The following is a 14,110-nucleotide window of genomic DNA, read 5'->3' as shown; positions in this document are numbered from 1 at the left end:
TAAAAAGAGGTTGCTTTTTTGGAATTTGGAATTTATTTTTTGGAATTTATCACAATTGTGTTGATAACTTACACGCTTTAAATCGTAATTTAACGGATATATAATTTGCGTTTTTATATATTTGCGTGTTAGACAATAATTACATTTTTTAGAATAAATTATATGAGCGAAGAAATCAAGAAGAACAATTATTCAGCAGATAGTATTCAGGCATTAGAAGGAATGGAGCACGTAAGAATGCGTCCATCGATGTATATTGGAGATGTAGGAGTTCGAGGGCTACACCATTTGGTTTATGAGGTTGTTGATAACTCGATTGATGAGGCGATGGGAGGACATTGTGATACCATTGGTGTTGCAATAAATGAAGACGGTTCGGTAACAGTTGAAGATAACGGTCGTGGTATCCCGGTCGATTTACACAAAAAAGAAGGAGTTTCTGCACTTGAGGTTGTAATGACCAAAATTGGTGCCGGAGGTAAATTTGATAAAGATTCGTATAAGGTTTCAGGAGGTTTGCACGGAGTTGGTGTTTCGGTTGTAAATGCCCTTTCGATTCATATGAAATCAACTGTATTCAGAGAAGGAAAAATCTATGAGCAGGAGTATGAAAGAGGAAAATCAATGTATCCGGTAAAACAAATCGGAGAGACAGATAAGAGAGGTACACGCCAGACTTTTTACCCTGATAATACTATTTTTACTCAGACCACAGAGTTCTCTTATGATACATTGTCGGCTCGTATGCGTGAGCTTTCTTTCCTGAATAAAGGAATCACCATTACTTTCACCGATAAAAGAGAAGTTGATAAAGACGGGAATTTCAGAAGTGAAGTTTTTCATTCAACAGAAGGTTTGAAAGAATATATCCGTTATTTAGACGGTAACCGTGAGCCAATTATCTCTCACGTAATCAGCATGGATCACGATAAAGGTGAAATTCCGGTTGAGGTGGCTTTAATCTATAATACAAGTTATACTGAGAATATATTTTCTTATGTAAATAATATCAATACTCACGAAGGAGGTACGCATTTACAAGGTTTTAGAAGTGGTTTGACAAGAACCCTTAAAAAATACGCAGATGCTTCCGGAATGTTGGATAAATTGAAATTCGAAATTGCGGGAGATGACTTTCGTGAGGGATTAACAGCTATTATTTCGGTAAAAGTTGCAGAACCACAATTCGAAGGACAAACCAAAACCAAACTTGGAAACAGAGAGGTAGTTTCTCCGGTTTCTCAAGCCGTTGGAGAAATGCTGGAGAATTATTTGGAAGAAAATCCAAATGATGCACGAGTAATTATCCAAAAAGTAATTTTGGCTGCTCAGGCCCGTCACGCTGCTAAAAAAGCACGTGAAATGGTACAACGTAAAACCGTTATGGGTGGCGGTGGATTACCGGGAAAATTATCAGATTGTTCGGAGCAGGATCCTGCAAGATGTGAGGTTTACCTTGTCGAGGGAGATTCGGCTGGTGGAACAGCAAAACAAGGTCGTGATCGTAACTTTCAGGCGATTTTACCATTACGTGGTAAGATTCTGAATGTAGAGAAAGCGATGCATCATAAAGTATTCGAAAACGAAGAGATCCGTAATATTTTTACTGCTTTGGGAGTTACTGTTGGTACAGCAGAAGATAGTAAAGCATTAAATCTTGAAAAACTAAGATACCACAAAGTAATCATCATGTGTGATGCGGATGTCGATGGTAGTCACATTTCTACCTTAATATTAACATTCTTCTTCCGTTTTATGAAAGAACTGATCGAAGAAGGTCACGTTTATATCGCAGCACCACCTTTATACTTGGTTAAAAAAGGAAATAAGAAAGAATACGCATGGAATGATGTTCAACGTGATCAGGCCAACGAAAGAATGGGAGGAAGTGCTGCTATTCAACGTTATAAAGGTCTTGGAGAGATGAACGCGGAGCAATTATGGGAAACAACCATGGATCCAAGTTTCAGAACTTTACGTCAGGTAACAATCGACAGTCTTGCGGAAGCAGATCGAGTTTTCTCTATGTTAATGGGGGATGAAGTACCGCCACGTAGAGAGTTTATCGAGAAAAACGCTGTTTATGCAAATATTGACGCATAAAATAAAAGTTTAATAGGTCAATTCGTTTAATTGTTTAAATTTACTAAACGATTAAACGAATTGTCAATTTAAAGACATACAAATTAATTAATAACCGATAAAGTATAAAATATGAAAGTTACCATTGTAGGAGCAGGAAATGTTGGAGCTACATGTGCAGATGTTATTTCTTATAGAGGAATTGCTAGTGAAGTAGTATTGTTGGATATTAAAGAAGGCTTTGCTGAAGGAAAGGCATTAGATATCACGCAATGCGCTACAAATACAGGGTTTAATACCAAAGTTTCAGGTGTAACCAACGATTATTCTAAAACTGCCGGGAGTGATGTAGTAGTAATTACATCCGGAATTCCAAGAAAACCTGGAATGACCCGCGAAGAATTAATAGGTATAAATGCAGGGATTGTAAAAACAGTTGCTGAGAATGTATTAAAACATTCACCAAATACAATTATTGTTGTGGTTTCTAATCCAATGGACACAATGACTTATTTGGCTTTAAAATCTACCGGATTACCAAAAAACAGAATTATAGGTATGGGTGGAGCTTTAGATAGTTCACGTTTCAGAACGTATCTTTCTTTGGCTTTAGACAAACCGGCAAATGATATTTCAGCTATGGTTATAGGTGGTCATGGTGATACAACTATGATTCCTTTAACACGTTTGGCATCTTATAACGGAATTCCGGTTAGCGAATTTCTTTCTGAAGAAGTGTTGGCGAAAGTGGCTGCAGATACGATGGTAGGAGGAGCAACTCTTACAGGTCTTTTAGGGACTTCAGCGTGGTATGCGCCGGGAGCTTCTGTAGCTTACCTTGTGGATAGCATTTTAAACGATCAAAAGAAAATGATTGCTTGTTCTGTTTATGTAGAAGGAGAGTACGGGCAAAATGATATCTGTATCGGAGTACCTTGTATAATTGGTAAAAACGGAATTGAAGAAATTTTAGACATCCAGTTAAACGACGCAGAAAAAGCTTTATTTGCTAAAAGTGCTGATGCAGTTAGAGGGATGAATGACGCTCTAAAATCGATTTTAGTATAATGATTTTGATAAAAAAAAGATAAGGCTGCACTTTTGCAGTCTTTTTTTTGAGATTAATTAATAAATAAATTGGTTAATCTTTTCGTAAATTATATATTTGCTCGGTTTAAAAAAAATGTTGTAATTCGTGATCTAGTTTTTTAGTTTTAAAAAAATCATGTCAGGGCTTATTCTATAGGACTTTAAAACAAAAACAAACAATAAAACTTAATTAATTTTTAGTAATAATGCAGAATAAAGGACTTATTAAATTTTTCGCAATTCTATTTGCGTTGGTAAGTATTTACCAACTTTCGTTCACTTACGTGGCAAGCAATGTCAAAAGTGAGGCCAAAGCTTTTGCAGGAGATAATCCTGATAAAGAGCTAAAATATTTAGATTCTATTGGTAAAGTAAAGGTACTGAATCTTGGATTTACGGATTTTACTTATGATGAAGTAAAAAACAAACAAATCAATAAAGGTCTTGACTTAGAAGGAGGAATCAACGTTATTCTTCAAATTTCTATTAAAGATGTTTTGAAAGGATTAGCCAACAATTCTAAAAATCCGGTATTTAATAAATCATTGGCTGATGCGACTGCAAATTTAGAAGGTAACAAAAGTTATTTAGATAAATTTTTTGAGGCTTTTGATGCAAATTCAAGCGGAACAACAAAATTAGCTTCTCCTGAAATCTTTGCTAACAGAAACTTGCAAGGTGAAGGCGGAATTGCTTTTGAAATGTCTGATGCTCAAGCTAAGAAAGTAATTAGAAAAAAAGTAGATGAGTCTATCGAAAGTGCTTACAAAGTATTAAGAGAGCGTATCGATAAATTTGGTGTTACACAACCAAACATCCAAAAATTAGGTGCTACAGGAAGAATCTTAGTGGAGCTTCCAGGTGCTAAAGATGTGGATAGAATTAAAAAATTATTAGGTGGAAAAGCTCAATTAGAGTTTTGGGAAACGTATAAGATTGAAGAAATCGGAAACTTTTTAGTAGCAACTAACGAAGCTTTAAAAAAGACTGAAATCAAAAAAACAGAAACTAAAACAGTTGCTAAAGATTCATTGAATGCTTTATTGACTGATACACAAGATTCAACTAAAGCTAAAAAAGGAAACGACCCATTATTTGACAAAATTGTTGGACAAGGTGGTGGACCGGTTTTAGGTTATTTTGCTCCAAAAGATACAGCAACAATCAATGCTTATTTTAAAAGACCGGAAATCAGAATTTTATTAGCTGCTGACCAACATTATGCAAAATTTGTATGGAGTAAACCAACTACAATAAAAGATGCAAAAGCAAAAGATGTTGAAGTAGTTGAATTATATGCTTTAAAAGGAAACAGAGACAATGTACCAGCTATGAACGGTGGTCTTGTAACGGATGCAAAAGATACATTTGACCAAATGGGTAAACCAGCTGTTTCTATGCAAATGAACAGCCAAGGTGCTAAAGTTTGGGAAGAATTAACAGGTAGAGCTTTTTCTCAAAAAAGTTATATTGCTATTGTTTTAGATAATATCGTGTATTCTGCGCCAGGTGTTACTAGTGGTCCAATTGCAGGTGGAAGATCTGAAATTACAGGTTCTTTTGACGTAGCTGAAACTAAAGATTTAGCAAACGTATTAAATGCAGGTAAATTACCGGCTTCTGCAGATATTATTCAATCAACTGTTGTAGGACCATCTTTAGGTCAGGCTGCAATTGATGCAGGAACAATTTCTTCTGTATTAGGATTTTTATTAGTTTGTTTATGGATGGTATTCTATTATGGTAAAGCAGGTTGGTATGCTAATCTTGCGTTATTATTAAACTTACTTTTCTTATTCGGAATTATGGCAAGTTTTGGTTTTGTATTAACATTACCAGGTATCGCAGGTATCGTATTAACATTAGGTACGGCGGTAGATGCGAACATTATTATATTTGAAAGAGCAAAAGAAGAATTACGTGAAGGTAAATCATTGTCTGAAGCAGTTGTTGCTTCTTACGGATGGCACGGAGCAATGCGTTCTATCATTGATGCAAACGTAACGCACGTTTTAACTGGAGCAATCTTGTTTATTTTTGGAACAGGACCAATTAAAGGTTTTGCTTTAACATTACTTATTGGTATCGTAACTTCTATGTTTACGTCAATCTTTATTGCGAGAATCTTTATTGATAGAAACATTGCAGGTAAAGGAGATTTAACTTTCTCTACTAATATTACTAAAAACTGGTTTACTAATTTCCACTTTGATTTTATCAAAATTAAAAAATTCACTTACATCTTCTCTTCAATTGTTGTTGTAGTGAGTTTGGTTTCTATCTTTTTCGTTAACGGATTAGATGAAGGTGTTGATTTTGTTGGAGGAAGAACTTTCCAGGTTAAATTTGAAAAACCAATTGATGCTACTGTAGTTTCAGATGAATTATCTGCTGCTTTCGGAACTCCGGTTGAAGCTAAAATTTTAGGAGATGACGATCAGTTGAAAATCACAACTAAATACAAAATCCAACAAGATGGAGTAGCAGTTGATGAGGAAGTAAATCAAATATTATACAAAGCGTTAGCAAAATACTATCCTAATACTTCTTATGATAAATTTACTAACACTTACGATGGTAAAACAGTTGGAGTATTACAAGCTTCTAAAGTAGGAGCTTCTATCTCTGAGGATATCAAAACAAACTCTTACTGGGCAGTTTTAGGTGCTATGGCAGCGATCTTCTTATACTTAATGGTATCGTTCCGTAAATGGCAATATTCATTAGGTGCGATTGCAGCTGTTGCGCATGACGTTATCTTTGTATTAGGAATCTACTCTTTATGTTATAAATTCATGCCATTCCACATGGAAATGGATCAGCACTTTATCGCTGCGATTCTTACGGTAATTGGTTATTCTATGAATGATACTGTAATTGTATTTGACAGAATTAGAGAGTTCATCATCGGAAACCGTAAAGGTAGTTTTGAAGATATTGTAAACGCTTCTATTAATACTACATTGTCAAGAACATTGAATACGTCATTAATGATGATCATTGTATTGTTAACGATGTTTATTTTTGGTGGAGAGTCAATTAGAGGATTTATCTTCGCGATGTTGGTTGGTATTGTAGTAGGAACTTATTCTTCTCTATTTATTGCTACACCGGTATTGGTGGATACAATTTCTAAAGATGATAAACACAATATCGAAGACAAGCACAATAAAGAATAATAATTAAGTTTTATATAAAAAAAAGGATTCAACGAAAGTTGGATCCTTTTTTTTTGTGCTATATTTAAATTTATAAATGTAATTTATGAGTAGAACATTACTATTAGGTTTGTTGGTTTTTTTAGGTGTCTTTAGGCTGTGCGGACAAGAGCGTGAGGGGAATTTGAGGGTCGGATTTAATTACGGTTTTGGAAGTGAATTAAAGAATAGGAATTACACTTTCACCAATCACTTTTATAAGGCACAATTGTATTACCGGTTAAAAGAAGCAAAACATTTTCAATATGAAGTTTTGGTCCAGCCCGAAGTTAATTTTGGAACGCACCAATTGCTGAATTTCTATTTTGTTAAACCGGAGGAGCCTGATTATTTGGAAAAACGTGCTGCTTATACGAAACTAAAAAACATTCATGAATATGTGCTGAACATTGGTTTTTTGATCCGAAAGCCGATAAATAAAAGTCTTTCCGTTTATTTTTTAGGAAGTATTGGCCCGATGATTACAGACACAGAAACAGAACGCATGTCTGAAGGATTTGCTTTTGCCGATGTGTTAGCGCTTGGTTTTTCGTTGAAAGCGCAAAGATTCCACTTTGATGTGCGTCCAAGTATCAGGCATGTTTCTAATGCAGGTCTAGGAAGCTCAAATGCGGGCTATAATACAAAGAATATTGAGTTTGGGGTTTCGTATTCTCTTGGGAAGGATTAAAGTCCTAGAACTTGATTTCGATGCGTATTAAGTTGCTCATTTTTCTACCTTATGATTTTCCGCACAACTTTTGGCGATTGATCCTTTTTCGGTAAGTGTCGCAAAGTAAATCTAAAATGAACTTACATCACTTATATGGTTTAAAAATTTTCCAGTTTTTGCCCCTGAACCTATAAGCACAAAAAAAGCGAGGCTGTTTCATTTGTATTGAAACAGCCTCGCTTGTATTTTTGACTTTATTGTAATTAAGAAGTCGCTAAAGGATTTCTTTGTGCTCTGATAATAAAGTATAGTCCAACAATAATAAATGGAATACTTAGCCATTGTCCTGTTGAGAACAGACCAAGTTCTTCTTCGATTCCGCCTTGGCTTTCTTTTACATACTCGACAACAAAGCGAACCGCAAATAACAATACTAAAAATAGTCCAAACAGATAACCTGATTTAAGTCTTGCATTTGTTTTCCAGTACAAGAAAAATAAGATTGCAAACACAAAAATATAACAAAAGCCTTCATATAATTGTGTCGGGTGTTTTGCTGGTACTTGTGCTAACAAATCGGCAAATTTTGGATCTGCTACGATAGCATTATAAGCTTCTTTAGGGTTTTGTATACTGGTCGCATTTACAGCTTCTGCTTTGCTGAATTGATCGTGAAGAAAACGAATTCCAAATGGAGAAGTAGTTTCGTGTCCGATGATTTCAGAATTGAAAAAATTTCCTAAACGAACAAAAATAGCACCACTGGCAACCGGTATTACAACTCGGTCTAAGATCCATAATAAAGGACGTTTTAAGACTACTTTACTAAAATAATACATGGCCACAATGATGGCAATTGCTGCACCGTGACTTGCTAATCCCTGGAATCCTGTGAATTCAAACTTTGGTTCAAATCTAAAAGGCAGAAAGATTTCAAGTAAATGATTTCTAAAATATTCCCAATCATAAAATAAAACATGACCTAAACGTGCACCGATTAAAGTGGCTAAAACAGTCCATACAAATAAAGAATCTAATTTGTCGATCGGTTCGTTTTCGCGCTCGAAAATCTTTTTCATTAAGTACCATCCTAGTCCAAAAGCGATTACGAACATTAAACTGTAATAACGAATCATAAAAAATCCTAAATCGATTCCTTCTGAAGGGTTCCAAATGATGTTTAAGGCATGTGTCATATGTTGAATTGTTTTTTTTTTGTGTTGTAAAAATAAATATTTATAACAGAGTAAGTCTTTATTAAAAGTTAATGTTTGTGCAAACATTTCTTTTCGGGAACAGGATCGTAACCGGTTTTTCCCCAGGGATGACAACTCAAAATACGTTTAATTCCGAGGTAACCACCATAAAATAATCCATGTATCTGCAGCGCCTGAATCATATAACTGGAACAGGTTGGCTCAAATCTGCAACTTGCCGGTGTAAAGGGCGAAATGGCATTTTGATAAAAACGCACTAATAAAACAAATGGAGTGATTACTTTCATGGTTTATTAGAAATTGAATGTTTACAAGGAAAAACTGGTACCTTCTTTTCCGTCTTTTAATTGAATGCCAAGTTCGATTAACTGGTCACGAATCTGGTCAGAAAGGGCAAAGTTTTTATCTGCTCTGGCCTGATTTCTCATTCCGATAAGCATATTTACAACACCGTCTAATTTGTCATTATTACCCTCTGCTTTTTCGTCAATCAAACCTAAAACATCAAATACAAAAGCATTGATGGCAGCGGTAAAGATTGCTAAATCGTCTTTAGAAATAGTTTCTTTTCCTTCTTTTAATAAGTTGATGTAACGAACAGCTTCAAATAATTGTGCGATTAAGATAGGCGTGTTAAAATCATCATTCATGGCATCATAACACAACTGTTTCCAAGATGTAATATCTATAGAACTTGTTGCGCTTGAAGTGATTGCCGGTAAAGCGTTAACGGCTTCCATTAATCTTTTATACCCTTTTTCTGCGGCAACAATAGCATCGTCAGAGAAATCTAAAATACTTCTGTAATGTGCCTGTAACATAAAGAAACGGGTCACAGAAGCCGAAAAGGCTTTGCTTAGAATGTTGTTGTCTCCACTTAGTATTTCACCCGGTAAAATGTTATTTCCGGTTGATTTTGCCATTTTTTTACCATTTAAGGTAAGCATGTTAGCATGCATCCAGTAATTAACCGGAGAGTGACCGGTGCAAGCTTCATTTTGTGCGATTTCACATTCGTGGTGCGGGAATTTTAAATCCATTCCACCTCCGTGAATATCAAAATGATTGCCCAGATATTTGGTGCTCATGGCTGTACATTCAAGATGCCAGCCTGGGAAACCATCACTCCATGGAGACGGCCATCTCATAACATGTTCCGGTTCTGCTTTTTTCCAAAGCGCAAAATCCTGTGGATTTCTTTTGTCAGACTGCCCGTCAAGATCGCGGGTATTAGTAAGCATATCTTCGATGTTTCTTCCGCTTAATATGCCGTAATTTTTGGTTTCGTTATATTTAACAACATCAAAATAAACCGATCCGTTAGATTCGTATCCAATTCCGGTATCGATAATTTTTTTGATGACTTCAATTTGCTCAATAAGGTGTCCTGTAGCAGTTGGTTCAATGCTTGGCGGCAGAAAGTTAAATGATCTTAAAATATCATGAAAATCTACTGTATAGCGTTGTACAATTTCCATTGGTTCAACTTGCTCTAAACGTGCTTTTTTGGCAATTTTATCTTCACCTTCATCGACATCATCCACAATATGTCCAACATCAGTAATGTTTCTTACGTAGCGCACTTTGTATTCCAGATGTGAAAAATATCTGAAAATAATGTCAAAAGACATAAAGGTTCTAACATTGCCCAAGTGTACATTGCTATAAACCGTAGGTCCGCAAACATACATTCCAACATTTCCTATATGAATAGGGTTGAAACTTTCTTTTTCACCCGAAAGTGAGTTGTATATTTTTAGAGGTTGACTTGTGTATAGTGGCATAATGTTATTTTGTTTAATCGTTTAACTGTTAAAGTGTTAATTCGTTTATTCCGGATTGGTCAATTTTATTCTTTTGAAAGATAATATTTTTTTAGATTATTTATCTGATTGCAAATTTTTTCAAGTTTTTCGCGGCATTGAATATATTCCTCTTCCGAAATGTAACCTAAATCTTTTGAAAGAATCAAATGATTTAAAGTTTCCATTGCTGATACGTATGAAATTGTCAAAAAACGAGCTTTCTCTTTACTTGTATCTCTTGATGTTCCTTCTGCAATGCTGGTAGCGATTGACGAAGTACTTCTTCTTATTTGAGATGTAATTCCAAATAATTCATTTGATGGAAATTTACTAGTTAATTTGTAAATATCCAAAGTAAAAATTCTTGAGCTTTGCCAAACTTCTAACTTTTCAAATGAAAAACCGTACATTGGTTTTAGTTTAGTCGTTTAATTGTTGATTTGTTTAATCGGTTAAACAGTTAAACAAATCAACGATTAACCTAGAATTGAGTTTCTAATTTTATGTAATCAAGAAATTCTCTTTTGGTTTGTGGATCTTTGAATTTTCCACCAAATTCTGAGGTTACAGTGCTGCTTTCGATATCTTTGATTCCTCTTGAATTAACGCAAAGGTGTTTGGCATCGATCACGCAGGCAACATCTTCTGTGCCAAGAGCTTTTTGTAATTCCTGAACAATCTGCATGGTTAGACGCTCCTGAACCTGAGGTCTTTTGGCATAATATTCAACAATTCGGTTCATTTTAGATAAACCAATAACTCTTCCGCTCGAAATATAAGCAACATGAGCTCTTCCGATGATTGGTAACAAATGGTGTTCGCAGGTAGAATAAACGGTAATGTTTTTTTCAACTAACATTTCACCGTATTTGTAATTATTGTCAAAAGTAGAAGCTTTTGGTTGTTTGGAAGGATTAAGACCGCCAAAAATTTCTTTTACAAACATCTTAGCAACTCGGTTTGGAGTACCTTTTATGCTGTCGTCCGTCAAATCCATTCCAAGCGTTTGCAGAATGTTTTCGACATCTTTTTTTATTTTTTCTATTTTTTCATCGTCACTTAAGTCAAAAGCGTCCTTTCTAAGAGGGTTTTGCGCATTACTGCTAAAGTGATTGTCACCCATTTCGTCTAAAAAATCTTCGTTATTTATCATTAAAAACTACTATTATATGTGGTAAATCTTTTTAAGGCGGTAAAGATAATTAATAAAAAGCAAACCTTTTCTATCGTTTTTATTATTTAGTGCCTACTTTTTGGATATCGTTTAAATTAAAACCAAAGAGCGCTTTATTTAAAATACAAAAGACAATAACTTTAAGCTGTTATTGTCTTTTGCGATTGATGTTATTGGAGTGGACTTATTTTCTACTGTTATAAACTAAAAGAGCTTCTTTAAGAACATTTACGGCACTAATTAAGTCTTTTTTGTTCAGGACATAGGCAATTCTAACCTGATTGAGTCCCATTCCGGGAGTAGAATAAAAACCTGCGGCAGGAGCGACCATTACGGTTTCTCCATTCAAATCATAACTTTCCAAAAGCCATTGTGCAAAATCATCAGCATTATCAATTGGTAATTGAGCAATACAGTAAAAAGCACCTTTGGGTTTGGTTACAATTACGCCTTCTATTTTATTTAATTCTGTAATCAAAGTATCACGACGCTCTTTGTATTCCGAAATAACTTCGTCAAAATAACTCTGAGGAGTGTCTATAGCAGCTTCACAGGCAATTTGTTCGATAGTCGGAGGGCTTAGTCTTGCTTGAGCAAATTTCATTACAGTTGCTAAAACTTCTTTGTTTTTGGTAACCAGACAGCCAATTCTTGCGCCACACATACTGTAACGTTTAGAAACAGAATCGACCATAATTACATTTTGTTGTACGTCATCTAAATTCATTACCGAGTAATGAACATCATCTGTATCGTACAGAAATTCACGATATACCTCGTCGGCGATTAAGTATAAGTCGTATTTTTTAATCAAACCGGCCAGTTGTTTAATTTCTGATTCGGAGTATAGGTATCCTGTTGGATTTCCCGGATTACAGATTAAGATGGCCTTTGTTTTTGGTGTGATTAATTTTTCAACCGTTTCAATGCTTGGCAATGCAAATGCCGTTTCGATAGTCGAGATAACAGGAACCACAGTAGCACTGGTTGATGATGCAAAGGCATGATAATTAGCATAAAAAGGTTCCGGAATGATTATCTCATCTCCCGGATCTGTTATAGTGGCCAACGCAAACAATAAGGCTTCAGAACCACCGGTAGTGATAATGATATCTTCAGAGTTGACATTTACATTTTGGCGTTGGTAAAACTGTGCTAATTTTTTTCTATAACTTTCATAGCCGGCAGACGGGCTGTATTCTATAATAGTTAAGTCAATATTTTTTACCGCCTGGATGGCTACTTCGGGTGTCTTGATATCCGGTTGACCAATGTTTAAATGATACACTTTATGTCCTTTTTGCTTTGCAATATCTGCATAAGGAGCAAGTTTACGTATCGGTGATTCGGGCATGTTGATGCCTTTTTGCGAAATTGTTGGCATGAGCTATTTGTATTGAAGTGCAAATTTGCATTTTTTTTTCGAATTTAACGTAAACATTATAGTGACTTATGAAAATGTAACAATTATGAATATATTTACTAAATTTATACTAAAATATTATAAATGAAAAAATATATAGTGTTGTTTTTTGGGCTTTTAACACCTTTTCTATTAAATGCTCAAAATGATTTTATGATAGAAAACCAACGCTCGAAGGTTACTATCCCTTTTAAATTGATCAACAATCTTATTTTTATTCCTATAAAGGTAAATGGAGTAGAATTAAATTTTCTACTGGATTCCGGTGTAGAAGAAACCATCTTGTTTAGTATGGACGAAAGACAAGAAGTTCATTTTAATAATGTTGAAAAAATAAAACTGAGAGGATTAGGAGGTGACGAAGAAATTGAAGGATTGAAATCGACCAACAACGTCTTAGAAACCCATGGCTTGAAATCTATAAATCAATTGCTTTATATTATTCTCGATCAGGAATTTAATTTGTCCTCACATATCGGAATTCCCGTAAATGGAATTATTGGCTATAAATTTTTTAAAAATAATTTAGTTGAAATTAATTATCAAAAAAAGAAAGTTACTATTCATCTCAATAACGAAAAGACCAGAAAGAGACTTGAGAAAAAATTTGAAACAATTCCAATAACAATTGAACGATCCAAGCCTTATATACAATCAACGGCTGTTGTTGACGGTGTGGATATTCCTGCTAAACTGCTTATTGATATTGGCAACAGTGATGCTTTTTGGGTTTTTGAAAATGATAAAATAAAATTGCCAACAAAAAACTTTCCTGATTTTTTAGGAAAAGGCTTTAGTGGCGACATTGAAGGGCACAGGGCAAAAATTTCGAAATTTTCGATTGCTGATTTTGAGTTTAAAAATCCAATTGTTTCTTTTCCCGATTCAACATCAGTTCGAAATGTAAAAATGGTTCCCGGGCGTATTGGCTCTCTTGGCGGGGAAGTTTTAAAAAGATTTACAGTGGTGTTGGATTATGCAGATCAAAAGCTGTTTCTGAAAAAAAACAGCAAATTTTCGGAACCGTTCACTTATAATAAAAGCGGTATTACCGTTCAACACAATGGTTTGCAATGGGTACAGGAGACTGTTCACTTAGAAACGGTTCAAGTTACATCATCTCTGGGCGAGATGGAAGCAAATGCAAGAAAAGGAAATGATTTTAGGTACAAATTTAGTTTAAAGCCCGTTTTTGAAATCGTAAACATCCGCAAGTTTTCGGCTGCTGAAAAATGCGGTTTGATGAAAGGAGATATTATTGTGAGTATCAATAGCGTATTGCCTTACAAATATTCGCTTCAACAAATAAATGCACTTTTAAAATCGGAAGATGATATTTGGATTACTTTAGAAGTAGAGCGAAATAGTTTGATTTTGAAATTCAAATTTAAGCTTGAAGACGAATTGTAGGTCATTTGTCGATAAAGTAGGTATATTAAGGGTTAAGGAA

The 14,110-nt window shown here is 34.8% G+C and carries 11 protein-coding genes; 5 read left to right on the top strand and 6 right to left on the bottom strand.

Annotated features, from left to right (window positions below; translation table 11 throughout):
- Nucleotides 1-162: 162 nt before the first annotated feature.
- The 4 genes from gyrB to ACHRV3_RS04375 all read left to right on the top strand — a co-directional run bounded on the left by gyrB (nt 163) and on the right by ACHRV3_RS04375 (nt 7,059).
- Nucleotides 163-2,103 (top strand): DNA topoisomerase (ATP-hydrolyzing) subunit B, encoded by a 1,941-nt coding sequence (gyrB, locus tag ACHRV3_RS04390; RefSeq protein WP_047775536.1) that lies wholly within the window; start codon nt 163-165, stop codon nt 2,101-2,103.
- Nucleotides 2,104-2,214: 111 nt separating this feature from the next.
- On the top strand, nt 2,215-3,150 hold the full coding sequence (gene mdh, locus ACHRV3_RS04385; RefSeq protein ID WP_230005038.1) for a malate dehydrogenase: 936 nt from the start codon (nt 2,215-2,217) through the stop codon (nt 3,148-3,150).
- 227 nt (nt 3,151-3,377) lie between these two features.
- On the top strand, nt 3,378-6,350 hold the full coding sequence (gene secDF, locus ACHRV3_RS04380; protein ID WP_395433450.1) for a protein translocase subunit SecDF: 2,973 nt from the start codon (nt 3,378-3,380) through the stop codon (nt 6,348-6,350).
- A gap of 85 nt (nt 6,351-6,435) precedes the next feature.
- The gene (locus ACHRV3_RS04375) at nt 6,436-7,059 is read left to right on the top strand and encodes an acyloxyacyl hydrolase (RefSeq protein WP_395433449.1); all 624 of its coding nucleotides are present in this window, start codon (nt 6,436-6,438) and stop codon (nt 7,057-7,059) included.
- 245 nt (nt 7,060-7,304) lie between these two features.
- On the opposite strand, the gene lgt is transcribed toward ACHRV3_RS04375, so the two are convergent.
- The 6 genes from lgt to ACHRV3_RS04345 form a co-directional block, all read right to left on the bottom strand.
- Nucleotides 7,305-8,237 carry a prolipoprotein diacylglyceryl transferase gene (gene lgt, locus ACHRV3_RS04370; RefSeq protein WP_230005041.1) on the bottom strand — a complete coding sequence of 311 codons (933 nt, stop codon included), beginning with the start codon at nt 8,235-8,237 and terminating at the stop codon, nt 7,305-7,307.
- A 68-nt stretch (nt 8,238-8,305) separates the two neighbouring features.
- Nucleotides 8,306-8,545 (bottom strand): membrane protein insertion efficiency factor YidD, encoded by a 240-nt coding sequence (gene yidD / locus ACHRV3_RS04365; protein WP_395433448.1) that lies wholly within the window; start codon nt 8,543-8,545, stop codon nt 8,306-8,308.
- Nucleotides 8,546-8,566: 21 nt separating this feature from the next.
- The gene (gene cysS / locus ACHRV3_RS04360) at nt 8,567-10,042 is read right to left on the bottom strand and encodes a cysteine--tRNA ligase (protein ID WP_395433447.1); all 1,476 of its coding nucleotides are present in this window, start codon (nt 10,040-10,042) and stop codon (nt 8,567-8,569) included.
- A 65-nt stretch (nt 10,043-10,107) separates the two neighbouring features.
- Nucleotides 10,108-10,473 (bottom strand): four helix bundle protein, encoded by a 366-nt coding sequence (locus ACHRV3_RS04355; RefSeq protein WP_395433446.1) that lies wholly within the window; start codon nt 10,471-10,473, stop codon nt 10,108-10,110.
- A 71-nt stretch (nt 10,474-10,544) separates the two neighbouring features.
- Entirely contained in the window at nt 10,545-11,216 is a 672-nt protein-coding gene (folE, locus tag ACHRV3_RS04350) for a GTP cyclohydrolase I FolE (protein WP_047775547.1), read from the bottom strand.
- A 205-nt stretch (nt 11,217-11,421) separates the two neighbouring features.
- Nucleotides 11,422-12,621, bottom strand: coding sequence for a pyridoxal phosphate-dependent aminotransferase (locus ACHRV3_RS04345; protein WP_047775548.1), 1,200 nt, complete (start codon nt 12,619-12,621; stop codon nt 11,422-11,424).
- Between the two features lie 123 nt (nt 12,622-12,744).
- On the opposite strand from ACHRV3_RS04345, the gene ACHRV3_RS04340 reads away from it, so the two are divergent.
- Nucleotides 12,745-14,070 (top strand): PDZ domain-containing protein, encoded by a 1,326-nt coding sequence (locus tag ACHRV3_RS04340; RefSeq protein WP_395433445.1) that lies wholly within the window; start codon nt 12,745-12,747, stop codon nt 14,068-14,070.
- The last annotated feature ends 40 nt before the right edge of the window (nt 14,071-14,110 follow it).

Origin of the sequence: Flavobacterium sp. FlaQc-49, assembly GCF_044005985.1 — a bacterium.
Lineage (GTDB): Bacteria > Bacteroidota > Bacteroidia > Flavobacteriales > Flavobacteriaceae > Flavobacterium > Flavobacterium cupriresistens.
Note: the sequence above shows the minus strand (reverse complement) of the source record. Positions and strands in the feature narration are given on the sequence as shown.